This window comes from Aestuariimicrobium kwangyangense DSM 21549 (genome assembly GCF_000421525.1).
GTDB lineage: Bacteria > Actinomycetota > Actinomycetes > Propionibacteriales > Propionibacteriaceae > Aestuariimicrobium > Aestuariimicrobium kwangyangense.
In genome coordinates this window covers 414,442-441,423 of the sequence record NZ_ATXE01000002.1, presented here as the reverse complement: position 1 = coordinate 441,423, position 26,982 = coordinate 414,442, and the positions used below count along the sequence as shown (strand labels likewise).

General features: G+C 68.8%; 21 protein-coding genes. 19 read left to right on the top strand and 2 right to left on the bottom strand.

Features of this window, described 5'->3' with window-relative positions:
• Together gltB and H507_RS0108660 are read left to right on the top strand one after the other, a co-directional pair.
• A complete protein-coding gene (gene gltB / locus H507_RS0108665; protein ID WP_022910324.1) occupies positions 1-4,536 on the top strand; it encodes a glutamate synthase large subunit in 4,536 nt (1,511 codons plus the stop codon).
• Positions 4,529-5,998, top strand: a complete 1,470-nt coding sequence (locus H507_RS0108660) for a glutamate synthase subunit beta (protein ID WP_022910323.1) — start codon at positions 4,529-4,531, stop codon at positions 5,996-5,998. Before gltB ends, H507_RS0108660 begins: the two co-directional genes overlap by 8 nt.
• Positions 5,999-6,025: 27 nt before the next feature.
• On the opposite strand, the gene H507_RS0108655 is transcribed toward H507_RS0108660, so the two are convergent.
• Positions 6,026-6,472, bottom strand: a complete 447-nt coding sequence (locus tag H507_RS0108655) for a DUF2231 domain-containing protein (protein ID WP_157438938.1) — start codon at positions 6,470-6,472, stop codon at positions 6,026-6,028.
• Between the two features lie 98 nt (positions 6,473-6,570).
• Here H507_RS0108655 and H507_RS0108650 point away from each other — a divergent pair, with 98 nt between their 5' ends.
• The 3 genes from H507_RS0108650 to H507_RS17335 are packed head-to-tail and all read left to right on the top strand — an operon-like array spanning position 6,571 to position 12,158.
• Positions 6,571-7,818 (top strand): MFS transporter, encoded by a 1,248-nt coding sequence (locus H507_RS0108650; protein WP_245558879.1) that lies wholly within the window; start codon positions 6,571-6,573, stop codon positions 7,816-7,818.
• Positions 7,811-11,374: a DNA polymerase III subunit alpha gene (gene dnaE, locus H507_RS0108645; RefSeq protein ID WP_026377998.1), complete on the top strand. Its 3,564-nt coding sequence runs from the start codon at positions 7,811-7,813 to the stop codon at positions 11,372-11,374. Before H507_RS0108650 ends, dnaE begins: the two co-directional genes overlap by 8 nt.
• A gap of 10 nt (positions 11,375-11,384) precedes the next feature.
• Positions 11,385-12,158 carry a hypothetical protein gene (locus H507_RS17335; protein WP_157438937.1) on the top strand — a complete coding sequence of 258 codons (774 nt, stop codon included), beginning with the start codon at positions 11,385-11,387 and terminating at the stop codon, positions 12,156-12,158.
• Here the strand turns inward: H507_RS17335 and H507_RS0108635 are convergent.
• A complete protein-coding gene (locus H507_RS0108635; protein WP_169512700.1) occupies positions 12,063-12,854 on the bottom strand; it encodes a DUF554 domain-containing protein in 792 nt (263 codons plus the stop codon). The genes H507_RS17335 and H507_RS0108635 overlap by 96 nt on opposite strands.
• Positions 12,855-12,905: 51 nt before the next feature.
• On the opposite strand from H507_RS0108635, the gene hisD reads away from it, so the two are divergent.
• From hisD to H507_RS0108565, 14 genes are read left to right on the top strand one after another with little or no spacing between them, the layout of a single operon-like run.
• Positions 12,906-14,210 (top strand): histidinol dehydrogenase, encoded by a 1,305-nt coding sequence (gene hisD / locus H507_RS0108630; RefSeq protein WP_211217325.1) that lies wholly within the window; start codon positions 12,906-12,908, stop codon positions 14,208-14,210.
• Positions 14,207-15,319: a histidinol-phosphate transaminase gene (locus H507_RS0108625; RefSeq protein WP_022910316.1), complete on the top strand. Its 1,113-nt coding sequence runs from the start codon at positions 14,207-14,209 to the stop codon at positions 15,317-15,319. Before hisD ends, H507_RS0108625 begins: the two co-directional genes overlap by 4 nt.
• Entirely contained in the window at positions 15,316-15,945 is a 630-nt protein-coding gene (hisB, locus tag H507_RS0108620; protein WP_022910315.1) for an imidazoleglycerol-phosphate dehydratase HisB, read from the top strand. Before H507_RS0108625 ends, hisB begins: the two co-directional genes overlap by 4 nt.
• A gap of 9 nt (positions 15,946-15,954) precedes the next feature.
• The gene (priA, locus tag H507_RS0108615; protein WP_022910314.1) at positions 15,955-16,695 is read left to right on the top strand and encodes a bifunctional 1-(5-phosphoribosyl)-5-((5-phosphoribosylamino)methylideneamino)imidazole-4-carboxamide isomerase/phosphoribosylanthranilate isomerase PriA; all 741 of its coding nucleotides are present in this window, start codon (positions 15,955-15,957) and stop codon (positions 16,693-16,695) included.
• Positions 16,692-19,052, top strand: a complete 2,361-nt coding sequence (locus H507_RS15745; RefSeq protein ID WP_022910313.1) for an HAD-IB family hydrolase — start codon at positions 16,692-16,694, stop codon at positions 19,050-19,052. Before priA ends, H507_RS15745 begins: the two co-directional genes overlap by 4 nt.
• 10 nt (positions 19,053-19,062) lie before the next feature.
• A complete protein-coding gene (locus H507_RS17330; RefSeq protein ID WP_022910312.1) occupies positions 19,063-20,118 on the top strand; it encodes a GNAT family N-acetyltransferase in 1,056 nt (351 codons plus the stop codon).
• A complete protein-coding gene (locus tag H507_RS0108600) occupies positions 20,115-20,882 on the top strand; it encodes a YebC/PmpR family DNA-binding transcriptional regulator (RefSeq protein ID WP_022910311.1) in 768 nt (255 codons plus the stop codon). Before H507_RS17330 ends, H507_RS0108600 begins: the two co-directional genes overlap by 4 nt.
• 15 nt (positions 20,883-20,897) lie before the next feature.
• On the top strand, positions 20,898-21,473 hold the full coding sequence (gene ruvC, locus H507_RS0108595; RefSeq protein WP_022910310.1) for a crossover junction endodeoxyribonuclease RuvC: 576 nt from the start codon (positions 20,898-20,900) through the stop codon (positions 21,471-21,473).
• The gene (gene ruvA / locus H507_RS0108590; RefSeq protein ID WP_022910309.1) at positions 21,470-22,078 is read left to right on the top strand and encodes a Holliday junction branch migration protein RuvA; all 609 of its coding nucleotides are present in this window, start codon (positions 21,470-21,472) and stop codon (positions 22,076-22,078) included. Before ruvC ends, ruvA begins: the two co-directional genes overlap by 4 nt.
• Positions 22,075-23,106, top strand: a complete 1,032-nt coding sequence (ruvB, locus tag H507_RS0108585; RefSeq protein ID WP_022910308.1) for a Holliday junction branch migration DNA helicase RuvB — start codon at positions 22,075-22,077, stop codon at positions 23,104-23,106. The genes ruvA and ruvB overlap by 4 nt, the downstream gene beginning before the upstream one ends.
• Before the next feature lie 53 nt (positions 23,107-23,159).
• Positions 23,160-23,606: a preprotein translocase subunit YajC gene (gene yajC, locus H507_RS17865; RefSeq protein ID WP_022910307.1), complete on the top strand. Its 447-nt coding sequence runs from the start codon at positions 23,160-23,162 to the stop codon at positions 23,604-23,606.
• 4 nt (positions 23,607-23,610) lie between these two features.
• Entirely contained in the window at positions 23,611-25,290 is a 1,680-nt protein-coding gene (gene secD, locus H507_RS0108575) for a protein translocase subunit SecD (RefSeq protein WP_022910306.1), read from the top strand.
• Position 25,291: 1 nt separating this feature from the next.
• On the top strand, positions 25,292-26,404 hold the full coding sequence (gene secF, locus H507_RS15730) for a protein translocase subunit SecF (RefSeq protein ID WP_022910305.1): 1,113 nt from the start codon (positions 25,292-25,294) through the stop codon (positions 26,402-26,404).
• Between the two features lie 12 nt (positions 26,405-26,416).
• Complete coding sequence (locus tag H507_RS0108565; protein WP_022910304.1) at positions 26,417-26,947, top strand: adenine phosphoribosyltransferase; 531 nt, start codon at positions 26,417-26,419, stop codon at positions 26,945-26,947.
• The last annotated feature ends 35 nt before the right edge of the window (positions 26,948-26,982 follow it).

Sequence of the window (26,982 nt, the reverse complement as noted above, 5' to 3'; positions counted from 1 at the left end):
ATGGTCTTTGGCCACCACCCCAAGCAGGGTCTCTACCGTCCGGATTTCGAGCACGACGCCTGTGGTGTCGCCTTCGTGGCGCAGCTGAACGGTGTGCCCAGCCACGCCATCGTCGAGCAGGGACTCGAGGCCCTGCGCAACCTTGACCACCGTGGTGCCACCGGCGCCGACGAGGCAGCAGGGGACGGTGCCGGCATCCTGGTGCAGGTTCCCGATGCCTTCCTGCGCGCCGCGGTCGACTTCGACCTGCCGGCCGCCGGCGCCTACGCCGTCGGCATGGCCCACCTTCCCGTGGACGAGGCCGAACTCGCGAACGCCCGCACCTCGATCGAGCGGATCGCCGCCGACGAGAACCTGACCGTGCTGGGCTGGCGAGAGGTGCCGGTGGTCACCGACTCCTTGAGCCCCGTGTCGCTCGCCGTGATGCCGCACTTCGCGCAGTTGTTCGTCAGCGCACCCCCGCCCAAGTCGGGCGAGCCGGTGACCGGACTCGCCCTCGACCGGCTCGTCTACGGCCTGCGTCGCCGTGCCCAGCACGAGGTCGACGTCTACTTCTCGTCGCTGTCGTCACGCACGCTGGTCTACAAGGGCATGCTCACCACCGACCAGCTGGAGCAGGTGTACCCCGAGCTGCACGAGGAGTCGTTCACCTCGGCGCTCGCGCTGGTGCACTCCCGCTTCTCGACGAACACCTTCCCCGCCTGGGAACTGGCCCACCCGTACCGGTTGATGGCCCACAACGGCGAGATCAACACCGTGCGCGGCAACCGCAACTGGATGCGTGCGCGTGAGGCCCTGCTGACCAGCGACCTGCTGCCCGGCGACCTCGAGCGGCTGTTCCCGATCTGCACCCCCGAGGCCTCCGACTCGGCCAGCTTCGACGAGGTGCTCGAACTGCTGCACCTGGGCGGTCGCAGCCTGCCGCACGCGGTGCTGATGATGATCCCGGAGGCGTGGGAGAACCACACCGAGATGGATCCCGCCCGTCGCGCCTTCTACGAGTTCCACTCCTCGATGATGGAGCCCTGGGACGGCCCCGCCTGCGTCACCTTCACCGACGGCACCGTGATCGGCGGGGTGCTCGACCGCAACGGGCTTCGTCCGGCGCGCTACTGGGTGACCACCGACGGACGGGTGATCTTCGCATCCGAGGCTGGTGTGCTGCCCGTCGAGCCCGACCAGGTGGTGCAGAAGGGACGCCTGCAGCCGGGCCGCATGTTCCTGGTCGACCTCGACCAGCACCGCATCATCGGCGACGACGAGGTGAAGTCGGCGCTGGCCGCCGAACACCCCTACCAGGAGTGGTTGCAGAACAAGCTCCGCTTCGACGACCTGCCCGAGCGCACCCACATCGTGCACTCCCACGCGTCGGTCACCCGGCGCCAGCAGTTGTTCGGCTACACCCACGAGGAACTGCGCCATCTGATCGCGCCGATGGCCAACGACGGTGCCGAGGCGATCGGCTCGATGGGTACCGACACCCCCATCGCCGTGCTGTCGGAGCGGCCACGGCTGATCTTCGACTACTTCGCGCAACTGTTCGCGCAGGTGACGAACCCGCCGCTCGACGCCATCCGTGAGGAACTGGTCACGTCGCTGGCCAGCACCATCGGGCCCGAGGGCAACCTGCTCAGCCCCAGCGAGGAGTCCTGTCGCCAACTGGTGATCCCCTTCCCGATCCTCGACTCCGAGCAGTTGTCGAAGCTGATCCACATCTCCGACGGCGGGGTGCACCCCCACCTGGCGGCCCATGTCGTGCGGGGCCTCTACTCGGTCGACGGGGGCGGCGACGCGCTGCGCACCCGGCTGGACGAGATCCGCGCCGAGGTCAGCACCGCCATCGCCGAGGGGGCCCGGGTGATCGTGCTCTCCGACCGCCACTCCACCCGCGAGTTGGCCCCGATCCCCTCCCTCCTGCTCACCTCCGCCATCCACCACCACCTGGTCAGCGAGAAGACCCGCACCCAGGTGGGCCTGATCGTCGAGGCCGGTGACGTGCGCGAGGTGCACCACGTCGCGCTGCTGATCGGCTACGGCGCGGCAGCCGTCAACCCCTACCTCGTGCTCGAGTCGGCCGAGGACATGGCCCGCAACGAGCTCTACGTGGGCGTCGACCCGCAGAAGGCGATCAAGAACGTCTACAAGGCGCTCGGCAAGGGCGTGCTCAAGGTGATGAGCAAGATGGGCGTCTCGACACTGGCCAGCTACACCGGCGCCCAGATCTTCGAGGCCGTCGGACTGCGCAGCGACTTCGTGGACGAGTTCTTCACCGGCACCACCAGCCGGATCGAGGGGATCGGTCTCGACGAGATCGCCGAGGAGGTCAACCTTCGCCACCAGCAGGCCTACCCGCTGTCGGGGGTGCCGAACGCCCACCGCACGCTGCCCGTCGGGGGCGAGTACCAGTGGCGTCGCGAGGGCGAACAGCACCTGTTCGACCCCGAGTCGGTGTTCCGGCTGCAGCACTCCACCCAGACCGGCCGCTACGACATCTTCAAGCGCTACACCCAGCTGGTCGACGACAACTCGGCGCGGTTGATGACGCTGCGCTCATTGCTGACCTTCAACTCCGACCGCGAGCCGATCGACATCGACGAGGTGGAACCCGTCTCGGAGATCGTCAAGCGGTTCTCGACGGGAGCCATGAGCTACGGCTCCATCTCGATGGAGGCCCACCAGACCCTGGCCATCGCCATGAACCGGTTGGGCGGCAAGTCGAACACCGGCGAGGGCGGTGAGGACGCCGACCGACTGCACGACCCGGAGCGTCGCTCCGCGATCAAGCAGGTCGCCTCGGGACGGTTCGGAGTCACCTCCGACTACCTGACCAACGCCACCGACATCCAGATCAAGATGGCCCAGGGCGCCAAGCCCGGCGAGGGCGGCCAGCTGCCGGGGGCCAAGGTGTACCCGTGGGTCGCGAAGACCCGCCACTCCACCCCCGGAGTCGGTCTGATCTCGCCACCGCCGCACCACGACATCTACTCGATCGAAGACCTCAAGCAGCTGATCCACGACCTCAAGTGCGCCAACCCCTCGGCGCGGGTGCACGTCAAGCTCGTCGCCGAGATCGGCGTCGGCACGGTGGCGGCGGGTGTCTCGAAGGCCAAGGCCGACGTGGTGCTGATCTCGGGACATGACGGTGGCACCGGGGCGGCACCGCTGACCTCGCTCAAGCACGCCGGCGGCCCCTGGGAGCTGGGGCTCGCCGAGACCCAGCAGACCCTGCTGATCAACGGTCTGCGTGACCGGATCGTCGTGCAGTGCGACGGGCAGCTCAAGACGGGACGCGACGTCATCATCGCCGCCCTGCTGGGTGCCGAGGAGTTCGGTTTCGCCACGGCGCCGCTGGTGGTCTCGGGATGCATCATGATGCGCGTCTGCCACAAGGACACCTGCCCGGTCGGCATCGCCACGCAGAACCCGGAACTGCGCGAGCACTACCACGGCAAGGCCGAGCACGTCGTCAACTTCTTCACCTTCATCGCCGAGGAGGTGCGCGAGTACCTGGCCCAGCTGGGCTTCCGGTCCATCGAGGAAGCCGTGGGCCACGTCGAGGCCCTCGACTCGTCCTCGGCCGTCGACCACTGGAAGGCACGGGGGCTCGACCTGTCGCCGGTGCTGCACCAGGTCGGGCTCGCCGCCGGCTCGTCCCTCCACCACACCACCGGTCAGGACCACGGCCTCGACACCAAACTCGACGTGCAGTTGATCGAGGCCGCCCGTCCCGCCCTCGACCGGGGGGAGCGGGTCGAGGCCAGCTTCGGCATCCGCAACATCGACCGCACCGTCGGGACGGTGCTGGGCCACGAGGTCACCAAGGCGACCGAGGGCCGAGGGCTGCCCGAGGGCACCATCTCGCTGACCTTCACCGGCACGGCCGGGCAGAGCTTCGGCGCCTTCCTCCCCGCGGGGGTCGATCTCACCCTGATCGGTGACTCCAACGACTACGTCGGCAAGGGACTGTCGGGTGGCACCGTGGTGGTGACCCCGGCCGACGAGGTCAGTTTCGATCCGCACGACCAGATCGTCGCCGGCAACGTGATCGGCTACGGCGCCACCTCGGGCAAGTTGTTCCTGCGCGGAGTGGTGGGGGAGCGGTTCTGCGTGCGCAACTCCGGGGCCTCGGCGGTCGTCGAGGGTGTGGGCGACCACGGTTGTGAGTACATGACCGGGGGTGAGGTGCTGATCATCGGTCCCACCGGGCGCAACTTCGCCGCCGGGATGTCGGGTGGCCACGCCTGGGTGCTCGACCTCAACCGTGACCGGCTCAACACCGAACTGGTCGACGCGGTCGAACTCACCGCGGACGATCTCGACCGCGTGACCGAGTTGCTGACCGAACACCGCGACCGCACCGGCTCGACCAAGGCCGCGGAACTGCTCGAGGCCGGTCGCGACCACCTCGCGCAGGTGTTCACGAAGGTGGAGCCGCGCGATTTCGCCAAGGTGATGCGTGCTCGCGCCGAGGCCATGCAGAAGGGCCTCGACGAGGCCGCCACGACCGCACTGATGATGGAGGCCGCTCATGGCTGATCCCAAGGGATTCATGACCACCGACCGTGAGGTTGCACCCCGCCGGCCCGTGCAGGAGCGCCTGCACGACTGGAAGGAGGTCTACCCCGGCGGACCGGGGCGGGCGCTGCTGCCGATCATCACCCAGCAGGCCGGCCGATGCATGGACTGCGGTATCCCGTTCTGCCACACCGGTTGTCCCCTGGGGAACCTCATCCCCGAATGGAACGACCTGGTCTGGCGCGACGAATGGGTGAACGCGCTGGAGCGGCTGCACGCCACCAACAACTTCCCCGAGTTCACCGGCCGGCTGTGCCCGGCACCGTGTGAGACCGCCTGCGTGGTGGGCATCACCCGTGAGCCGGTGACCATCAAGAACGTCGAGGTCGCCATCATCGACAAGGCGTGGGACGACCTCCGGGTCACCCCCCAGCAGCCCGAGTGGCACTCGTTGAAGACCGTCGCCGTGGTCGGGTCGGGTCCCGCCGGTCTGGCGGTCGCCCAGCAGTTGACCCGCACCGGCCACACCGTGGTCGTCTACGAGCGTGCCGACGCCATCGGCGGGCTGCTGCGCTACGGCATCCCTGAGTTCAAGATGGAGAAGGCGGTGCTCGACCGCCGACTCAAGCAGATGAAGCTCGAGGGCACCGTCTTCAAGCCCGACACCAACGTCGGCGTCGACATCACCGGCGAGCAGTTGCTCGAACGGTTCGATGCCGTGGTGCTGGCCACGGGTGCCACCAAGGCCCGTGACCTGCCCGTCCCCGGGCGCGAACTCGCGGGGATCCACCAGGCCATGGAGTTCCTTCCTCAGGCCAACCGCGTCGCGTTGGGTCAGACCGTCGACAACCAGATCACGGCCACCGGCAAGCACGTGGTCATCATCGGTGGCGGCGACACCGGGGCCGACTGCCTGGGTACGTCGCTGCGCCAAGGGGCTGCCTCGGTCACCCAGCTCGAGATCATGCCGATGCCTCCGGAGGCCCGTCCGGCCCATCAGCCGTGGCCCACCTACCCGATGATCTTCCGGGTGAGTTCGGCCCACGAGGAGGGCGGTGACCGCGTCTACGCCAGCTCGACCTCGCAGTTCCTCGGCGATGACGAGGGCAACCTGCGGGCTCTGCAGCTGTCGGAGGTCGAGTTCGTCGACGGCAGGTTCCAGCCCGTGCCCGGCACCGAGCGCGAGATCGAGGCCGAACTGGTGCTGTTGGCGATGGGCTTCACCGGTCCCGAGACCGACACCGTGGTCAGCCAGTTGGGCTGCGAGATCGACGAGCGCGGCAACATCAAGCGCGACGAGTCGTACCAGACCACCGTGCCGGGCGTGTTCGCCTGTGGGGACGCCGGACGTGGCCAGTCCCTGATCGTGTGGGCCATCGCCGAGGGTCGTTCGGCTGCCCAGGGGGTCGACTCGTTCCTGTCGGGCACCGCATCGGCGCTCCCGCGGCCGATCGGGCCGCAGGTACGCCAGATGCTGGCCTGAGTCCAGACAAGGTGGTGTGGGGCTGGCTCAGCCGCCCCACACCATCCGGGCCCCGGAGTCCCCGGTGAGCACGATGGTCACGAGTACCGCGAGCCCACCGAGCACCATCAGCACGTGACCCAACAGGGCCACCCAGCCCGGCTTCAACCGCGGGCCGAAGCCGGTACCCGGGCGGGTGAGCAGCGCCAGCAGGATGCCGAGTCCGAAGGCGGAGCCGGCGGCCACCAGCAGACTGGAGTACTGCTCGTGCACCGCCACCTGGGCGGCCTCGCCGGGGAACCTCTGGGCCAGGTCCTCGCCGGTCGTCCGGGCGACCAGGGTGGCGAGGAAGGCCACCAGGGCAGCGACAGCGGTCGGCCACAGCAGGTGACCACGCCAGCGCTTGACCGCCACGTGGACGATGCCGGCGATCGCGGCGAGCGGGAAGAGGACGACCGGCAGGTGGACGAACAGCGGGTGCAGCGGAAGGTTCATGGGCGAAAGCATGTCAGGTGATCACCAGGAATGACCGGCCATCCACCAACCCAGGTGTCGATCCTCGGGGGAGCGCCGGCGTCGATAATGTGCTGACGGTGTCCGAACCCACGCCCGTCGCCCGGCTGCCCTACCACGCCCTGATCTGGCTCGCGGTGGCCGGGTTCTCCACCGGCATCGACGGGTACGTGCTCGCCGGGCTGTTGCCCACCATCTCGACCGACCTCGGCGTCAGCAACGCCCTCGCCGGGCAACTGGTCAGCGTGTTCGCGCTCACCTCCGCCTTCGCCGGACCCCTGCTCGGCACCTTCACCAGCGGATGGGAGCGACGGCGAACCATCACGGTCGCGTTGGCGGTGTTCGTGGTCGGCAATGTCATCGTGGCGCTCGCGCCCGATTTCTCGGTGGCGCTGGCCGGCCGGGTGGTGTCGGCCCTGGGTGGCAGCCTGCTCAGCGCAGCCATCACCAGCTACGTCATCCACCTCGCCCCGCCCGACCAGCGCGGCCGGGCGCTGTCGTTCGTGCTCGGGGGCTGGATGACGGCAACCGCCCTCGGGGTGCCCGTGGGACTGCTGCTGGGTCAGTCGAACTGGCGGTTCCCGCTGGTGATGGTGGCCGCTGTGGGAACCGTCGCCCTGCTGGGGATTCTGGCCCGGCTGCCGCACCTGCACCTGCCCAGCACCACCCTGGCCGAGCGTCTCGCCCCGCTCCGACAGCCGCGCCTGGTGGTGGCGCTCCTGGTCACCATCGGGATCCTGTCGTCCAGCTACGCGTGCTTCACCTTTGCCGCGCTGATCCTTCGTCCGTACTTCCCGTTGGGCTGGGCGATCATCCTGATCATGTTCGGCTACGGCGCGGCCAGCATGCTGGGCAACGCCTTCACCGGACGCCTGGCCGACCGTCACACCCCGGTCCGGGTACTGACGGTGGTGCTCACCGGTCTGCTCGTGAACGCGGTGTTCGGTTCGGTGGTGTTCCTGCTGGGAGCCCGACTGGGGGCGGGACTGGGTCTGGGGGTGCTGGGGCTGGTCTGGTTCTTCGTGTGCGGCATCGGCAACGGGGGAGCCGCGGTTCCCCAGCAGGCCAGGCTGGCGGCGATGGCGCCCCAGTCAGCGCCCATCGTGATGGCCCTCAATGCCAGCGCCATCTCCCTCGGCAACGCCCTGGGAGGGGGTCTCGGTGGCCTCACCCTGGCGGCCGGGGCCGGACCCGAGCACCTCCCGGTCGTGTCCGCGGTGATCCTGGTCGGGGCGTTGGTCGTCCATCGGGTTGTCAGCGGTCGGCACTACAGTGGGTCTCTCACCCTTCGCCGCCCCGCTGACCGGAAGGCCGCCATCGATGGCTGACAACTTCGTCCACCTGCACGTGCACACCGAGTACTCGACGCTCGACGGGCTGGCGAAGAACAAGCAGCTGTTCGCCGAGGTCGAACGACTCGGCATGCCTGCGGTCGCCATGAGCGACCACGGCAACATGTTCGGCGCCTACGAGTTCTTCCAGACCTCGAAGAACCATGCGGTCAAGCCGATCATCGGCATCGAGGCCTACGTGGCACCCTCGTCCCGCTTCTCCCGGGTGCAGGAGTACTGGGCCGACGGCGGACGCCGCGATCCCTCCGATCCTGACGCCGAGGGCGGCAAGGACGTCTCCGGTGGCGGCCGCTACACCCACATGACGATGTGGGCGAAGAACGCCTCTGGGCTGCACAACCTGTTCCGGTTGTCGTCCTTGGCCAGCTTCGAGGGCTACTACATGAAGCCCCGCATGGACCGGGAACTGATCGACACCCACCACGAGGGCATCATCGCCACCACCGGCTGTCCCTCCGGTGAGGTGCAGACCAGACTCCGGCTGGGTCAGTACGACAAGGCCCGCCAGGCCGCCGCCGACTACCGCGACATCTTCGGCGCCGAGAACTACTTCATAGAACTGATGGAGCACGGGGTCCCGATCGAGCGCGAGGTGCGCGAAGACCTGATGCGCCTGCACCGCGACCTCGGCATCCCGTTGTTGCTCACCAACGACTCCCACTACGTCACCGAGGAGCAGGCCAACGCCCACGACGACCTGCTGTGCGTGGGGGTGGGCCGCAACAAGGACGACGAGAAGCGCTTCCGCTTCAACGGTTCGGGCTACTACATCAAGTCCTCCCAGCAGATGCGCGACCTCTTCCGGGAACTGCCCGAGGCCGCCGACAACACCCTGCTGGTCGCCGAGATGGTCGAGCCCTACGACGAGGTCTTCGCCCACGTCGACCGCATGCCCCAGTTCAAGGTTCCCGAGGGCGAGACCCAGAACTCGTGGCTGCGCAAGAAGGTCGACGAGGGTGTGAAGCTGAGGTTCGGCGACAACCCGTCACCCGAGGTGCTGGAGCGCATCGAGACCGAGTTGGCCGTGATCGAGCCGCTCGGCTTCTCGGCCTACTTCCTGGTGGTCTCCGACATCTGTCAGGCCGCCCGTGACATGGGCGTAGCGGTGGGCCCCGGACGAGGGTCCGCGACCGGTTCGATGATCGCCTACCTGACCCGCATCACCGAACTCGACCCGATCGAGCACGCCCTGCTGTTCGAACGCTTCCTCAACCCCGAACGCATCAACCCCCCCGACGTCGACCTCGACTTCGACGACCGCCAGCGCGACAAGATCATCGACTACGTCACCACCAAGTACGGCGCCGAGTTCACCAGCCAGGTCAACACCTTCTCGACCATCAAGGCCAAGGCAGCCATCAAGGACGCCAACCGCATCCTGGGCCACCCGTTCTCGCTGGGCGAGAAGATCACCAAGGCCATGCCGCCCGCGGTGATGGGCAAGGACGTGCCCCTGAAGGACCTGTTCAACGAGAAGCACGAGCGCTACGCCGAGGGTGCGGAGTTCAGGGCCCTGTTCGACACCGACCCCGACGTGCGGCAGGTGGTCGAGACCGGGCTGGGGCTCGAGGGCGCCATGCGCGGCACCGGCGTGCACGCCTGCGCGTTCATCCTCTCGTCGGCGCCGCTGCTCGACCTGATCCCGCTGCACCGCCGCGACAAGGACGGCACCATCATCGCGGGCTTCGCCTATCCCCAGCTCGAGGAGATGGGGCTGATGAAGATGGACTTCCTCGGCCTGCGCAACCTCGGCATCATCGACCACGCCCTGTCGATCATCCGCGCCAACCGGGGCATCGACCTCGCCTGCGAGAACATCCCGCTGGAGGACGAGAAGACCTTCGAACTGCTGGCCCGCGGTGACACCCTCGGAGTCTTCCAGCTCGACGGTGGGCCCATGCGCAGCCTGTTGCGGCTGATGGCGCCCACCCGATTCGAGGACATTGCCGCCGTGTTGGCGCTGTACCGGCCGGGTCCGATGGCCGCCAACGCACACATCAACTACGCGGCCCGCAAGAACGGGCGCCAACCGATCACTCCGATCCACCCGGAGTTGAAGGATGCGCTGGAGCCCATCCTGGGCACGACCTACCACCTGATGGTCTACCAGGAGCAGATCATGGCCGTGGCCCGTGACCTCGCCGGGTACACCCTCGGCGGCGCGGACCTGCTGCGGCGGGCGATGGGCAAGAAGAAGCCCGAGATCCTCGCCAAGGAATTCGACAACTTCAAGGCCGGGATGAGCGCCAACGGATGGTCGCCCGCCGCCACCCAGGCCCTCTGGGACGTGATGCTTCCCTTCTCGGGCTACGCGTTCAACAAGTCGCACACCGCCGGTTACGGGCTGGTCTCGTACTGGACCGCCTACCTGAAGGCCAACTACCCGGCCGAGTTCGGCGCCGCTCTGTTGACCAGCGTCGGCGACGACAAGGACAAGATGGCCATCTACCTGGCCGACACCCGTTCGATGGGCATCAAGGTGTTGCCGCCCGACGTGAACAGCTCCGAGGCCGAGTTCTCCGCCGTCGGCGACGACATCCGCTTCGGGCTGGCCGCCATCCGCAACGTGGGTGAGAACGTGGTCGCCTCCATCGTCGAGGCCCGGACCGAGCACGGTGAACCGTCCGACTTCAACGCCTTCCTCGACCAGGTGCCGCTCAGTGTCTGCAACAAGCGCACCGTCGAGTCCCTGATCAAGGCGGGTGCCTTCGACTCGATGGGCCACCCGCGACGCGCCCTGATGGAGATCTTCGAGGGTGCGATCGACGAGGTCACCGACCTCAAGCGCAACGAGGCCAACGGCCAGGACTCCTTCGACTTCGGCTTCGGGCTGGACGAGGCGACCGACCCCCCCAGCGGGTTCTCGGGACGTGCCATCCCCGAGGTCGAGGACTGGGACAAGCGCACCAAACTGGCGTTCGAGCGCGAGATGTTGGGCCTCTACGTCTCCGACCACCCGCTGCAGGGCCTCGAGCACGTGCTGGCCGCGAACCGGGACACCACCATTGCCAGGGCGCTGGACGAGGACGGTCCCGCAGACGGCTCGACCCTCACCGTCTGCGGACTGGTCACCTCCGTGACCCGACGGCAGAACAAGCGCGGCGAACTGTGGGCGGCGGTCACCCTCGAGGACCTGGAGTCGGGACTCGAGGTGCTGGTGTTCAACAAGGCCTTCCAGCAGTACGCCCTGCTGCTGGCCCCCGACACCGTGCTGCGGGTCAAGGGACGCATCCGTCGCGGTGAGGATCGTGTCTCGTTGTCGGCCATCGAGATCTCGGCTCCGGACGTCGACCAGCAGGCCCACAACGGCCCTCTGACCCTGCAACTGCCCACCGTGCGCTGCACTCCCGAGGTGGTGGGCCGTCTGCGTGAGGTGCTGGGTCGCCACCCGGGCATGTCGGAGGTGCGGCTGCGGCTGGTCTCCCGTGAGAAGGTCACCACCTTCAGGCTGGACGAGCGACTGCGCGTGCAGGCCTCGCCGCCCCTGGTGGCCGACCTGAAGGCGCTGCTCGGTCCTTCGTGCGTGGCCTAGGGTGACCGGTGTGAGCGAGTCCGACCTGCCCCCGCGCAGCCTGCTGACCGAGCAGGCCGAGGCGCCGCGAGCCTTCGTCGACCCGCAGGGTCAGGTCTCGCGGGTGGCCCGCGGGTTGGGACTGTTCGCACTGGTCTGCCTGGTGGGCGGGTTGCTGGCCGGGTTCGTCTGGAATGTGGTGGTGGTCCGACCCGTCTACGTGATGGGCAACGACTCGGTCGCCACCACCACCGAACGGGGGCTCGCGCAGTTCTTCGGCGCCGACGCCTGGTTCTCGGTGATCGGTCTGGTCGGTGGTGCCCTGATCGGCTGGTTGGCCTGGATCCGGCACGGACGACAGGGCTGGCCGGTCGTGCCCCTGGCCGTGGTGGGGTCCTGTCTGGCCGGCCTGTTGGCCTGGGGGTTCGGGATCTTCCTCGACTCCGGCGACTTCGCCTCGCGGATTGCCGCCGCCAAGGCCGGCGACCAGATCTCGATCGAGTTGGCCCTGAGGGCCAAGGATGCGCTGGCCGTGTGGCCCTTCGGTGCGGTGCTACCGGTGCTGGCTGCGTCCTCGCTGACCGATGACGAGTCCGGGCCGGGACCGCTCACCCGACTCCGCCTGCGCCGGGCCCACCGGCGGATGACGGAGGCGCTGATCGTCCAGCAGCAACGGGCGAACCAACGACGCCAGGTCGAGGCCCCCGGTTCAGAGCAGGCGCGCGAGGCTGAACAGCAGCGGCGCCATCACCAGGCCGGGGGTCAGGTCGGCAACCCGTACCTGTCGGATGTCGAGCAGCCGTAGCCCAAGTCCCAGCAGGATGACCCCTCCGGCGATCGACAGGGAGTCGATCTGCGCGGCATCCAGCAGACGACCCAGCCACCATCCGCCAGCAGTGAGCAGTCCCTGCACGACGAGCACCCCCGCGGCCGAGAGGTAAACCCCGGCACCCATCGCCGAGGCCAGCGCGATGGAGGCGACACCGTCCATCAGCGCCTTGGTGAGCAGGACGTGCTGACCCGTGCCCAGCCCGTCCGACAGGGAACCCAGCACGGTCATCGGTCCGACGCAGAACAGCAGGGTCGAGGTCAGGAAGGCCTGCACGAACCGGTGCCGGTCGACCACGTCCTGGTCCCCGGCGGCGCCACCGCGCGCCAGCAGCCCGCGAGTCCACACGCCCAGTTGCTCGATCCGCTCCTCGATGCCGACCAGCGATCCGATCACGGCGCCGACGGCAAGCCCGATCAGGACGACGATCAGGGCGAGTTGACCCGACACCGCCCGCGAGAACCGGTCCCCGGCGGCCGGCAGCAGGGAGAGCACGGCGGTCATCAACGTGAACAGGCCCAGCAGGTCGATCAGCGTCGACCGCGTGCGCTCGTCCAGCCGATGTCCGATGACCAGGCCCACCGTCGTGCCCAGCATGATCGTGCCCACATTGGCGACCGTCCCGAAGCCCACGAACGCTTGCAGGGGCACGGGCATGAAGGAGTCCAGCACGCCGCCCACCGTAGTGGTGCCGACGGAGTCCGTCCTAGACTCGTGGCTGTGATGAGAACCCTTGACCTGCGTGATCGACCGGCCGACCTGACTGCGGTGCTGCCCCGGGCCGAGTTCGACGTCGAGCATGCCGTCGAGCGGGTCCGTCCGATCATCGATGCCGTGCGCGACGAGGGCCGGACGGCCCTGATCCGCTTCTCGGAGCAGTTCGACGGCATCCGGCCGCCCTCCCTGCGGGTACCTGCCGAGGTCCTGGAGCGGTGCGCCGCCGAACTGGACGACGACCTGCGCGCCGCCTTCGACGAGTCGATCGCACGCCGCCGGGCCGTCTGCGAACTGGGGGAGCGGGAGCGCTCGTCCGAGACCGTGGAAGTCGCCCCCGGCGCCAAGGTGACCCAGCGGATCATCCCCGTCGACCGGGTCGGGCTCTACGTGCCGGGCGGACTGGCGCCGCTGGCCTCGTCGGTGATCATGAACGTCGTCCCCGCCCAGGTGGCCAAGGTGCGCTCGATCGCCGTCGCCTCACCGCCCCAGAAGGACTTCGGCGGACTCCCGCACCCCAACATCCTGGGACTGTGCCACCTGCTGGGCGTCGACGAGGTCTACGCGGTCGGCGGCGCGCAGGCCATCGCCATGTTCGCGCTGGGGGTGGAGGGTCTGTGTGACCGCGTCGACATGGTGACGGGCCCCGGCAACATCTACGTCGCGGCAGCCAAGCGACTGCTGCGCGGGGTGGTGGGCATCGACGCCGAGGCCGGCCCCACCGAGATCGCCATCCTCGCCGACCACACCGCCAACCCGGTGCACGTCGCAGCCGACCTGATCAGCCAGGCCGAGCACGACCCGATGGCGGCCTCGGTGCTGGTCACCGACTCGGAAGACCTGGCCCGGGCCGTCGAGGCCGAGACCACCCGCCAGGTGGCGCTCACCCCGCAACGGGAGCGGGTGACGACAGCCCTGACGGGACAGCAGTCGGCCATCGTGCTGGTCGCCGACCTCGACCAGGGTCTCGACGTGGTCAACGCCTACGCCGCCGAGCACCTCGAGATCCAGACCGAGTCTCCCGAGTCCTGGGCCGCCCGGGTGCGCAACGCCGGGGCCATCTTCGTCGGCGCGTGGTCGCCGGTCTCACTGGGCGACTACTCGGCGGGCTCGACCCACGTGCTGCCCACCGCCGGGTGTGCCTGCCACTCCTCGGGACTGGGGGTGCGCAGTTTCATGAAGGCCGTGCAGGTGATCCAGTACAACGCCCAGGCGTTGGCCGAGGTCGCCGACCGGGTCGAGACCTTCGCCCGCGCCGAGAACCTGCACGCCCACGCCGCTGCCATCACCGTACGCCGGGAGCAGACCCGATGAGCCCCGACTCGGACTTCGGCCTGGCCGCGCTGCCACTGCGCCCCGAACTGGTGGGGGAGGAGCCCTACGGCGCCCCCCAGCTCGACGTACCCGTGCGGCTCAACGTCAACGAGAACCCCTACCCGCCCTCGGACGACGTGGTGCACGAGATGGGCCGGGTCGTCCAGCGGCTGGCCCGCGAGGTCAACCGCTACCCCGACCGGGAGGCGACCGAGCTGCGCACCGCGCTGGCCGGTTACCTCGGCTTCGGGCTGACGGCGGCCAACATCTGGGTCGCCAACGGCTCCAACGAGGTGATGACCCACCTGATGGGTGCGTTCGGTGGTCCCGGGCGCAGGGTGCTGTCGTTCTCACCCACCTACTCGATGTACCCCGAGTACGCCCGCAACACCCACACCGACTACGTCACCCGTCCCCGGGACGCCGACTTCAGGGTCAGCACCGCCCTGGTGCTCGAAGCGATCGCCGAGACCGAGGCCGACGTGGTGGTGATCACCACCCCCAACAACCCGACCGGCACCACCACCGCCGTGCAGGTGATCGACGAGATCTGTGCCGCCACCCAGGCCATCGTCGTGGTCGATGAGGCCTACCAGGAGTTCACGGCCGTGCCCGAGGACTCGGCCATCGCGCTGCTGCCGAAGTACCCGCGCCTCGTGGTCACCCGCACGATGAGCAAGGCCTTCGCCTTCGCGGGTGGACGTCTCGGTTACCTGGTCGCCAACCCGGCTGTGGTCGACGCCTGTCGGATCGTCCGGTTGCCGTACCACCTGTCGGCGCAGTCCCAGGCGTTGGCCCTGGTGGCGCTGCGGCACTCGACCCAGATGCTGGCCCGCGTGGAGTCACTGCGGGACGGGTTGCAGCGCCTGCAGCACGACCTGCGCCGCCGTGGCTACGAGGTGGTGCCCAGTGATGCGAACTTCTGCCTGTTCGGGCGCTTCGCAGACCGCCACGCCGTCTTCTCGGCACTGCTGGACCGTGGAGTCCTCGTCCGCGAGACTGGCCCCGCAGGGTTCCTGCGGGTCTCGGCTGGAACCCCTGACGAGCTGGCTGCCTTCCTGACTGCCCTCGACGACGTCCGTCCCCCCATCCAGGAGCTGCCCACATGAGTGAGTCCAGTACGCCCTCGTCCAGAACGGGCTCCGTCACCCGCGTGACGAGTGAGTCCGAGGTGCGGGTCAGCCTGGACCTCGACGGCACGGGTGCCTCGTCCATCTCGACGGGGGTCGGCTTCTACGACCACATGCTGACCGCGCTGTCGAAGCACTCGCTGATCGACCTCGAGGTGGCCACCACCGGCGACCTGCACATCGACGGCCACCACAGCATCGAGGACACCGCCATCGCCATCGGCCAGGCCCTCGGCCAGGCCCTCGGCGACAAGCGGGGCATCACCCGGTACGGCGATGCCATGGTGCCGCTGGACGAAGCGCTCGCCCAATGTGTCGTCGATGTCGCCGGCCGGCCCTGGGTCTCGTGCTCGGGTGAGCCCGAGGGGCAGGTCTACGCGCTGATCGGCGGCTCCGGGGTTCCCTACGCCGGTTCGATGACCCGTCACGTCGTCGAGTCCCTGGCCATGAACGCCGGACTGTGCGTGCACCTGCGCCTGCTTGCCGGGCGTGACCCGCACCACATCGTCGAGGCACAGTTCAAGGCCCTGGCCCGGGCCCTGCGCACCGCTGTCTCGCGGGACCCCCGCGTGCAGGGAGTGCCCAGCACCAAGGGCTCGCTATAGGGTCATGGCGTGACTGATCTTGTTCTGCTGCCCGCCGTCGACGTCCAGGGCGGCCAGGCCGTGCAGCTCGTGCAGGGCGTGGCCGGCTCCGAGAAGACGTTCGGTGACCCACTGGCTGCTGCCCTGCGCTGGCAGCAGGCCGGCGCCGAATGGCTGCACCTGGTCGACCTCGACGCGGCCTTCGGACGAGGCTCCAATGCCGAGGTGACCAGCCGGATCGTCGGTGAGCTCGGCATCAAGGTCGAGCTGTCCGGCGGCATCCGCGATGACGCCTCGCTCGAGCGTGCCTTGGCGGCCGGGGCCCGCCGGGTCAACATCGGCACGGCCGCGCTGGAGAATCCGCAGTGGTGCGAGCGGATCATCGGGGAGCACGGCGACCGGGTCGCGATCGGCCTCGACGTGCGTGGTACCCGGCTCGCGGCTCGCGGATGGACCGAGGAGGGCGGCGACCTGCACGAGACGATCGACCGCCTCAACGCCGCAGGGTGTCAGCGCTACGTCGTCACCGACGTCGCCTCGGACGGCATGCTGACCGGCCCCAACCTCGACCTGCTGCGCGACGTCTGCTCGCGCACCGACGCGGCCGTCATCGCCTCCGGCGGGGTGGCCCGACTGAGCGACCTGGCCGGTCTGCGAACCCTGGTCGACGAAGGCGTCGAGGGCGCCATCATCGGCACCGCCCTGTACGTGGGCAACTTCACCCTCGAGGACGCCCTGCGGGTAGCCCGCGGAGAGGAGACTCACCCGTGAGCACCCGACCTGTACGACGCCAGGGCCCCGCCGCGACCTTCGGCGAGTACCACGCGGCCCACCTGCCGCCGCTGCTGGACGGCCGGTTGCGCGACCTGCTGGCGGGACAGAAGATCCTGCTCACCGGTGTCACCGGCTTCATCGGCGAGCAGTTGCTCTGGAAGATCCTGACCGAACTGCCCGACACCAGGGTGGCGGTGCTGGTGCGGCGCAAGGGCTCGGTCACCGCCCACGAGCGGGTCGTCAGCCTCGCCCGCAAGAAGATATTCAAGCCACTGGTCGAGGCGGCCGGCGGCCCCGAGCAACTGGTCGATGACCGCATCGAGGTGATCGAGGGCGACCTGCCGCACGTGCCCGACCTTCCCCGCGACCTCGACGTGCTGATCCACTGCGCCGGGGACGTGTCGTTCGACCCGCCCATCGACGAGGCCTTCAAGACCAACGTGCTGGGCACCCAGGCCCTGATCGGCAAGCTGATCGAGGCCTGCACCGACCAGGACGGCACCCTGCACCGCATTCCGCACTACGTGCACATCTCGACGGCCTACACCGCCGGCCGGCGTCGCGGCGCCATCCCCGAGGAGGCCCACGCCCACGGCGTCGACTACGAGGCGGAGACCAGGCACGCCCTCTCCCTCAAGGAACACATCGAGACCCAGTCGCGCACCTCGGAGCAGCTGACGGCCCTGCGCAAGCAGGCCGAACGGCAGCACCAGCAGGCGGGCTACCTCACCACCGCCGCCGACACCGAACGTCGTCGAGCCGAATGGGTGAAGCGCAAGCTGGTCGAGGCCGGCACCGAACGGGCCAGGTCATTGGGCTGGACCGACGTCTACACCTTCGCCAAGGCGATGGGCGAACGAGTGGTCGCAGACCTGACGAGCTCCATCAAGGTCTCGATCGTTCGTCCCGCCATCGTCGAGTCCTCCTTGGTCGACCCCTTCCCCGGGTGGATCGAGGGATTCAAGATGGCCGATCCGATCATCCTCGCCTACGCCCGCGGCGAACTGCCCGAGTTCCCCGCCTCGCCCGATGCCGTCATCGACATCGTCCCCTGCGACCACGTGGTCAACGCGATCGTCGCCGTCGCTGCGACCGAACCCGAGATCGGACGACCCGAGTACTACCACTCGAACTCCGGCGCCAGGAACCCGCTCACCTTCCGGGGGGTGCACGACATCTGCCGCGCCTACTTCACGGCGCACCCGTTCATCCGCAACGGTGAGCCCGTCCCGGCCGTCACCTGGAAGTTCCCCGGAGCCGCACCCATCGAGAAGTACCTGGCTCTGGCCGAACGCGCCCATGCGGTGGGGGAGCGACTGCTCAGCTTCGCACCCCGCAGCGTGCGCACCCGGGAGGCGGCCATCGCCCTCGACAAGCAGGCCGAGCAGTTGGCCTTCTTCCGCAAGTACTTCAGCCTGTACGGGGAGTACCTGCAGTCGGAACTGCACTTCGTCGACGACAGCACCCTCGCCCTGCACCAGTCGCTGCACCCCGACGACGTCGAGCACTTCAGCTTCGACACCGGACAGATCGACTGGGACCACTACCTGGGCGAGGTGCACATCCCCGCCATCATCAACCCCGTGCAGCGACTCGAACTGGCCCGCACCAGACGAGGTGAGCGGTCGAGCACCTACAAGGCGCTCAAGCCCTCCCCGACCCCGGTGCTGGCCGTGTTCGACCTCGACGGCACCGTGATGGCCACCAACGTGGTCGAGACCTACTTGTGGGCCACCCTGCCCGACCTGCCGCTGACCGACCAGGTCAAGGAGGTCGCAAAGGTGGCCTCGCACCTGCCCGCCTACCTTGCCTCGCTGCGGCGCGACCGCGGCAACTTCCTCCGGCAGGTCTACCGGCGCTACGCCGGCATGCCGCTGGACGAACTGAACGCCATCGTCGACACCCGCATGCGGCCCTTCATCATGGATCGACTGGCCCATGACGCACTCACCCGCATCCAGGAGCACCGTGAGGTGGGGCACACCACGGTGCTGCTGACCGGCGCCGTTCGCCCGTTCACCCGGCCCATCGCCGACCTGTTCGACGTGGTGGTGGCGGCCGAACTGTCGACCGACGACCAGGGGGTGTGCACCGGCTTCCTCGACGGCCCCCCGATGGTCGGTGAGACCCGGTCGGCCTGGCTTCGCCAGTACGCCACCCTGCACGGCTACGACCTGGCCAAGAGCTACGCCTATGCCGACTCCCACGTCGACCTGCCTATGCTCACCGCGGTCGGCAATCCCGTCGTGGTCAGCCCCGACGTGGGCCTGTTGAGGGCGGCCCGACAGAACGGCTGGTCGGTCGTGGACTGGCCGGTCAGCGCGGAGCGGCGCCGGTTCCTGCCCCAGAGATGAGCGCCCCCCGGTGAACGCCATCAGTGACCTCATGGTCGAGCCGATGCTGGAGTGGTCACCGCTCACCCTCACCGACGTCGACGAACTCGCCGAGTTGGCCGAGGCCTGCGCCTGGCTCGACGACCCGGTCGACCGTCCCAGCGGCGACCAGTTGCGCGAGGACCTCAGCGACCCCCGCTCCGAGCCGGAACGCAACGGGGTGGTGGGTCGGGACCGTTCGGGGGCGATGCTGGCGGCCGGCTGGTTGCTGGTGCGTCGTGACGACGCCGACCTCCCACGCATCTGGCTCAACTGGCTGATTCACCCCCAGGCGCGCCACCGCCAGATCGGCCACCACCTGGTGCGCTGGCTGACCGAACGTGGTTGTGAGTGGGGTCTCGAGGCCGGTGTCGAGTCGCTGTGGCTCGGCTCCTACGTCGACACGAAGCTCACCCTGCGTCGGGACAGCCTCATCGCGGCCGGGTTCACCCCGGAGCGATGGTTCGCCGACATGCACCTGTCCTTCGACGAGGTCGACCCCCACGCCCTGCCCGACGAACTCTGCGACGGCGTCACCATCGTCGGCTTCGACCCCGAGCGCCACACCGAGCAGGTGCGGATCGCGCACAACCTCGCCTTCGCCGACCTGCCCGGCGCCAAGTCGGTGGGTCGCCTCGACTGGGAGAGGTCGCTCAGCGGAGCCAGTTCCCGGCCCGAGTGGTCCTTCGTGGCGCTCGAGGACGACCGGGTGGTGGGCTACGCGCTCTCATCGGCCTACCAGCAGGACTGGGACGCCCAGGGGTGGAGCGAGGGCTGGACCGACCGGATCGGGGTCCTTCCCAGTCACCGAGGACGCCGGCTGGGGCAGGCACTGCTCCGGCGGGTGTTGATCAGCTTCGCCGATGCCGGGCTCGAGGGGGCCGGTCTGGGGGTCGACACCGGTGGCGCCGACTCGGCCGAACAGGGCAGTGCGGCAGTGTCGTTGTTCGCCCGTCTGGGCTACCAGGAGGCTGACTCCGTGGTGCTGTACAGCCAACGGTGTGAGTACCATGACGGGGTACTGCGACGCGTAGAAGGGGTCCAATGAGCGGGCATTCCAAGTGGGCGACCACCAAGCACAAGAAGGCTGCGATCGACGCCAAGCGAGGCAAGCTCTTCGCCAAGCTGATCAAGAACGTCGAGGTGGCGGCCCGCATCGGTGGTGGTGACCCCGCTGGCAACCCCACGCTCTACGACGCGATCCAGAAGGCCAAGAAGACCTCCGTCCCCAACGACAACATCGACCGCGCCGTCAAGCGCGGGTCGGGTGCAGACGGTGGCGGTGCGAACTACGACACGATCATGTACGAGGCCTACGGGCCCGCCGGTGTCGCGATCCTGATCGAGTGCCTCACCGACAACCGCAACCGCGCCATCTCGGACGTTCGGGTGGCCGTCACCCGCAACGGCGGCTCGATGGCCGATGGCGGCTCCGTGCAGCGCATCTTCGCCCGCAAGGGTGTCGTGGCCGTGCTGAAGAAGCAGTCCGACCGTGAGGTCGGCGAGGACGACCTGCTCGAGGCGACACTGGACGCCGAGCCCGAGGACGTCGTCGACGAGGGCGAGGCCTTCGAGGTGATCTCCGACCCGTCGGTGATGGTCGAGGTGCGCAAGGCGGTCGAGGCCGCCGGACTCGACTACGAATCGGCCGAGGTCGAGTTCAAGCCCGAGTTCACCCAGACGGTGACCCTGGACGAGGCCCAGAAACTGTTCCGCATCATCGATGCGCTCGAGGACTCCGACGACGTGCAGAACGTCTACTCCAATGTCGAGGTGCCCGAGGATGTCGCGGTAGCCCTCGAGGAGGAATGAGCTAGCGTATCGAACATGTGTTCGGCAATCCGCGTGCTCGGGGTCGACCCCGGTCTGACCCGTTGTGGCGTGGGAGTGGTCGAGGGCGTGGTCGGACGACCGCCCAGCCTGGTCGCCGTGGGAGTGGTGCGCACCCCGGCCGATCTTGACCTCGCCAAGCGGCTGTTGCAGATCGAGCAGGGGATCGAGGAATGGGTCACCACCCATCGTCCCGACGCGGTGGCGGTCGAACGCGTGTTCGCCCAGCACAACCTCAGTTCTGTCACCGGAACCGCCCAGGCCGCCGGCGTGGCGATGTTGGTCGCCGCCCGACACGGCATCCCCGTGGTGCTGCACACACCCAGCGAGGTGAAGGCCGCCATCACCGGATCCGGCCGGGCGGACAAGGCCCAGGTCGGTGTGATGGTCGCGCGGGTGTTGAGACTGACCGAGGCCCCCAAGCCCGCTGATGCCGCCGACGCCGTCGCGCTGGCCATCACCCACCTGTGGCGGGGCAGCGCCACCAACCGGTACGCGGCGCTGGTCGCCGAACACAGCGCCAGGACCACCGCCACCCACCGGAGCAGGACACCGAACAGGAGCAGGTCATGATCAACCAAGTGCGGGGCACCTGCCTCGAGGCTGGCGCCACCTGGGTGGTGGTCGACCTGGGTGGATTCGGGGTGAAGGCCCTGTGCACCCCGGCCACCTCGGCGGCCGCCCGACCGGGACACTCCCTGCACCTGCACACCTCGCTGGTGGTCCGTGAGGACTCGCTCACCCTCTACGGCTTCGCCGAGGCGATGGAACGTGACGCCTTCGAACTGGTGCAGACCGCCTCGGGGGTGGGTCCGAAGCTCGCGCTGGCCGTCGTCTCGGTGGTGGCCCCGGCCGACTTCGTCCGCGCCGTGCAGCAGGGCGACCTGGCCAGGCTGACCTCGGTGCCCGGGATCGGCGCCAAGGGAGCCCAGAAGATGGTGATCGAACTCAAGGACAAGGTCGCCCAGTTGGGTCTCACCCCCGGTCCCCAGCCGGATCGGGCCCCCAGCGGGGACGAGGCCTGGCGCGACCAGGTCTCGAGCGGTCTGCAAGGTCTGGGCTGGAGCAGCAAGGACGCCGACGCGGCATGCGAGAAGGTTGCCCCGCTGGTCTCGGACGACCCGACGATCGGTGTCGGCCAGCTGATGAGGGCCGCCCTGCGGAGCCTTGCCCGATGAGCGCCGTCGATCCCCTGGTCGATCCGGCGGAACTGGCATCGGAGGCTGCCCTCCGTCCGACGACGTTGGCGGAGTTCGGCGGCCAGCCCCGGGTGAGTGACCAGTTGGGGCTGGTGCTCGACGCCGCCAAGCACCGCGGCACCGTGCCCGACCACGTGCTGCTGTCCGGGCCTCCCGGGCTGGGCAAGACCACCCTCGCCATGATCATCGCCGCAGAGATGGCGACGCCCATCCGCATCTCGTCGGGCCCGGCCATCCAGCACGCGGGTGACCTCGCCGCCATCCTGTCTGGGCTGGTCGAGGGCGAGGTGCTCTTCCTCGACGAGATCCACCGGCTGGCGCGGCCCGCCGAGGAGATGCTCTACCTGGCCATGGAGGACTTCCGCGTCGACGTGGTCGTGGGCAAGGGACCCGGCGCGACCGCCATCCCCATCGACATCCCACCGTTCACCCTGGTGGGGGCCACCACCCGTGCTGGGATGCTGCCGGGGCCGCTCCGCGACCGGTTCGGGTTCACCGCGAGCCTCGATTTCTACGACACCGATGCTCTGGCCGTGATCGTCGCCCGCTCCGCGGCCATGCTCGGGCTCCGGCTCGACGACGCGTCGGCCGCCGAGATCGCCGGACGGTCCCGGGGCACCCCCCGCATCGCGAACCGCCTGCTGCGGCGGGTGAGGGACTTCTCCCAGGTACGCCACGCCGGCCGGATCACCCATCAGACCGTCGACCTGGCCCTGCGGCTCTACGAGGTCGACGAGATCGGTCTGGACCGGCTCGACCGGGCGGTGCTCCAGGCCATCTGCGGCAAGTTCAACGGCGGCCCGGTGGGCCTGTCGACACTCGCCATCAGCGTCGGTGAGGAGACCGAGACCGTCGAGGACGTGGCCGAGCCCTACCTCGTGCGCCAGGGCTTCCTGATGCGCACACCCCGGGGGCGGGTCGCCACCCCTGCGGCGTGGGAACACCTGGGGCTCACCCCTCCCCAGAACCCGACACGGCAGGTCGAACCCGACCTGTTCGGAGCCTGACAGGACTGCCGGTAGGCTTGCCGGGTCATCGTTCCCGGACGAAAGAAATCATCGTGCAACCGCTGCTCGCCGGCCAAGGCCTGTCCACCATCATCATGCTGGTTGGCCTGGTCGCCGTCTTCTACCTCCTGTTGATCCGCCCCATGCGCAAGCAGGCCGCCGAGCATGCGAAGAAGCAGCAGGCGCTGCGCGACTCGCTGGCCCCGGGCGTCCGCGTCCAGCTGGCCGGCGGACTCTTCGGCACCATCAAGCACCTCGGTGAGAAGCAGGCCGTCGTCGAACTGGCACCCGGTGTCGAGGTGACCGCCATGAAGGACGCGATCATCAAGGCCGTCGACGCCAGCGAGGAGGAGTTCGAGTACGACGACGACTCCCACCCCGACGACGAGGGCGAGCTGGACGACCAGACAGAACTGGCCGGCGAGGCCGAGCAGACGGGCGACGAGCAGCACCTCGACGAGCTCGATCCGCCGGCCCAGCCGGGAGAGCAGCGGGTCTGACCCGATGGCGACCACGAGTCCTCATCGTCCGCATCCCGCGCGGACACTCGCCATCTTCCTGCTGGTCTGCTGTGGCCTGGTCGGCCTGATGGCCGTCGCCAAGCAGTGGACGCCGCGTCTGGGTCTCGACCTGCGCGGTGGCACCACCATCACCCTGACGGCCCGCAACTCCACGGGATCCGGCTCGGTGTCCGCCGACAGCCTCGAGCAGGCCCGCACGATCATCCAGCAGCGAGTCGACTCCCTGGGCGTGGGGGAGTCCGAGGTGACCACCGAGGGTGGCACCAACATCGTGGTCAGCGTGCCCAACGCCAACCGCGACGAACTCGTCTCACTCGTGGGCCAGACGGCCCAGCTGAGTTTCCGCATGGTCAACGAGGTCGGCCAGTCCACCCCGGCCGACCCGGCCACCGCATCGCCGTCGGCGAGCCCCAGCGGATCGTCCAGTGCCTCCGCCTCGCCCAAGCCGTCGGCTCCCGGGATGCCGACCCCGGCGGCGACGCCCACGCCGGTCGCTCCTGGACTGCCCACCGCTCCCGCGCCCGAGCCGACCCCTCGCCCCACGGCCCCGGGCAAGCAGACGCGGACGGTCGAGCAGTTGCTGGCGTGGCAGCCCAGCGCCCAGGACACCACCGAGTTCCAGACCTGGCAGTGCGGTGACCCGTTCCCCGACGTCGCCGACCAGCCTCTGTTCGCCTGCGACGCCTACGGGCAGAAGTACCTGCTCGGCCCGGTCGTGATCCCCGGCACCCAGGTCAACGACGCGGCCTCCGGCATCCCGCAGCAGGGGGTCGGCTACGTGGTCACCCTCGATTTCAACGGTGCCGGCACCAGCGCCTTCACCAAGTCGACGACCTACCTCGCCCAGCAGGCCTCACCCAAGAACCAGTTCGCCATCGTGCTCGACCAGCGGGTCATCTCGGCCCCCAGCGTCTCGTCGCCGATCCCCGGTGGGAAGGCCGAGATCTCGGGTCAGTTCACCGCGGCATCCTCGGCGGAGTTGGCCAACGTGCTCAAGTACGGCGCCCTGCCGCTGGCCTTCGACATCTCGTCGGTGGAGAACATCTCCGCGACCCTGGGTGGTGACCAGTTGCACGCCGGACTGATCGCCGGTGCGATCGGCCTGGCGCTGGTGCTGGTCTACTCGATGATCTACTACCGGGCCCTCAGCATCGTGGTCGTCGGCACCCTGGTCGTGGCCGGTGGCCTGACCTACACCTGCATGGTGCTGCTGGGCGCCGGACTCGGGCTGGCCCTCAACCTGCCCGGCATCGCGGGCGCCATCGTCGCCATCGGGGTGACCGCCGACTCGTTCATCATCTACTTCGAACGCATCCGCGACGAGGTGCGTGACGGACGAGCCCTGCGATCGGCGATCGAGTCGGGCTGGACGAAGGCCCGCGGCACCGTCGTGATCGCCGACATCGTCTCGTTGTTGAGCGCCACCGTGCTGTTCGTGCTCGCGATCGGGTCGGTGAAGGGCTTCGCGTTCACCCTGGGGCTGACCACGCTGATCGACCTGGCCATCGTGTTCTTCTTCACCAAGCCCCTGATGACCCTGCTCGGACGAACCAGGTACTTCGGTCAGGGCGGCCGTTTCTCCGGCCTGGACCCCAACCACATGGGGGTCACCCGGGAATCACTGCTGGGTCGGCGCACCCGACGCATTCGCAAGGAGGCCTGACATGGCAGACGCGGAACACAAGCACCACTCCTTCGCCCACAAGCTCTACACCGGCGAGATCAGCTATGACTTCGTCGGCAAGCGCAAGGTGTTCTACGCCATCTCGGCCGCGCTGGTGATCATCTCTCTGCTGGGGCTCGGCATCCGCGGTCTCAACCTCGGCATCGAGTTCACCGGTGGGTCCAGCTTCCAGGTTCCGACGGCTCAGGCGGCCAGCAAGATCGACCGCGCCCGCGAAGTGGTGCAGAACTCGGGCGTCCCCGACCTCGACTCCGTGACGACGGTTGCCGTCGGCGACTCCCAGGTGCGCGTGCAGATGCGCAGCCTCGAGACCGCCGAGGTGACCACGGTGCGGCAGGCCCTCGCCAGTGAGTTCAAGGTCAAGGAGGTCGACATCGCCTACTCCCTGATCGGCAAGTCCTGGGGCAAGCAGATCACCCAGAAGGGCATCATCGCCCTGGTCGTGTTCGTCGGACTGGTCATGCTGCTGATCTGGGGCTACTTCCGCGACTGGAAGATGTCGGTGGCCGCCATCGTCGCGCTCGGCCACGACCTCGTCCTCACCGTCGGCGCCTACGCCCTGTTGGGCTTCGCGGTGACCCCGGCGACCCTGATCGGCGTGCTGACCATCCTCGGTTACTCGTTGTACGACACCGTCGTGGTCTTCGACAAGGTGCGCGAGAACGTCAGGGGGCTGCGGTCCGGTGACCGCACCTACGCCGAGGCGGCGAACCACGCCGTCAACCAGGTGCTCGTCCGTTCCGTGAACACGACCATCATCGGTGTTCTGCCCGTGGCGGCGCTGTTGGTGGGCGGCTTGTTCTTCCTGGGCACCGGACCGCTGCTCGACCTGGGCCTCGCCCTGTTCGTCGGCATGGTGGCCGGCGCCTACTCGTCCATCTTCATCGCGGCCCCGTTGCTGGCGCAGATGCGGGAGGCCGAGCCCGAGATGGCCGAGCACCGCGCCTCCCTCGTGCGGCGCCGGCAGCGCCATCGGGAGCAGGCCGATCGGCCCGAGACCACGGCGGCTGCCGCCCTCGCAACGACCCCGAACGCGGGTGGTGGGGTGCGTGTCCAGCCGTCCCGCAGCACCCGCAGCCACCGCAAGCGCTGACAAGGAACTCCGATGGCAGATGTTGAGCTGATCTCGTCGCTGGTGCGTGACGTACCCGACTTCCCGAACCCCGGCGTGATGTTCAAGGACATCACCCCGCTGATCGCCTCCCCCCGCGGGTTCTGCGAGGCGGTCAAGGCGATGGTCGAGTCCTCTCCGCGCGACATCGACGTGGTGGTGGGCATGGAGGCGCGGGGGTTCATCTTCGCCGCCCCCGTCGCCCTCGCCCTGGGTGTGGGGTTCGTGCCCGTCCGCAAGCCGGGCAAGCTCCCGGGCAAGACGTTCACCGAGACCTTCGCCCTCGAGTACGGCCAGGACTCGCTGGCGGTGCACCAGGACGCCATCCCGCACGGTGGGCGAGCCCTCGTGATCGACGACGTGTTGGCCACCGGGGGGACGATCTCCGCGACCGCCGGCCTGCTCAAGCAGTTGGGGGCAGAGTTGGTGCACGTGACAGTGTTGATGGAACTGGGCTTCCTCGACGGGCGCGCCAGGCTGATGTCGGAGGGCATCGACTCCTGCGCCGCCGTGCTGCAGGCCTGAGTCGGTGGCGGCCATGGCGACGTTGCGGGCGGGTG

Coding starts and splice junctions, on each gene's coding strand:
- hisB (WP_022910315.1), top strand. CDS start 15,316: ATGAGTGAGTCCAGTACGCCCTCGTCCAGAACGGGCTCCGTCACCCGC.
- ruvC (WP_022910310.1), top strand. CDS start 20,898: ATGTGTTCGGCAATCCGCGTGCTCGGGGTCGACCCCGGTCTGACCCGT.
- H507_RS0108625 (WP_022910316.1), top strand. CDS start 14,207: ATGAGCCCCGACTCGGACTTCGGCCTGGCCGCGCTGCCACTGCGCCCC.
- H507_RS0108655 (WP_157438938.1), bottom strand. CDS start 6,472: ATGAACCTTCCGCTGCACCCGCTGTTCGTCCACCTGCCGGTCGTCCTC.
- ruvA (WP_022910309.1), top strand. CDS start 21,470: ATGATCAACCAAGTGCGGGGCACCTGCCTCGAGGCTGGCGCCACCTGG.
- secD (WP_022910306.1), top strand. CDS start 23,611: ATGGCGACCACGAGTCCTCATCGTCCGCATCCCGCGCGGACACTCGCC.
- H507_RS0108600 (WP_022910311.1), top strand. CDS start 20,115: ATGAGCGGGCATTCCAAGTGGGCGACCACCAAGCACAAGAAGGCTGCG.
- H507_RS0108565 (WP_022910304.1), top strand. CDS start 26,417: ATGGCAGATGTTGAGCTGATCTCGTCGCTGGTGCGTGACGTACCCGAC.
- H507_RS0108660 (WP_022910323.1), top strand. CDS start 4,529: ATGGCTGATCCCAAGGGATTCATGACCACCGACCGTGAGGTTGCACCC.
- ruvB (WP_022910308.1), top strand. CDS start 22,075: ATGAGCGCCGTCGATCCCCTGGTCGATCCGGCGGAACTGGCATCGGAG.
- dnaE (WP_026377998.1), top strand. CDS start 7,811: ATGGCTGACAACTTCGTCCACCTGCACGTGCACACCGAGTACTCGACG.
- secF (WP_022910305.1), top strand. CDS start 25,292: ATGGCAGACGCGGAACACAAGCACCACTCCTTCGCCCACAAGCTCTAC.
- hisD (WP_211217325.1), top strand. CDS start 12,906: ATGAGAACCCTTGACCTGCGTGATCGACCGGCCGACCTGACTGCGGTG.
- gltB (WP_022910324.1), top strand. CDS start 1: ATGGTCTTTGGCCACCACCCCAAGCAGGGTCTCTACCGTCCGGATTTC.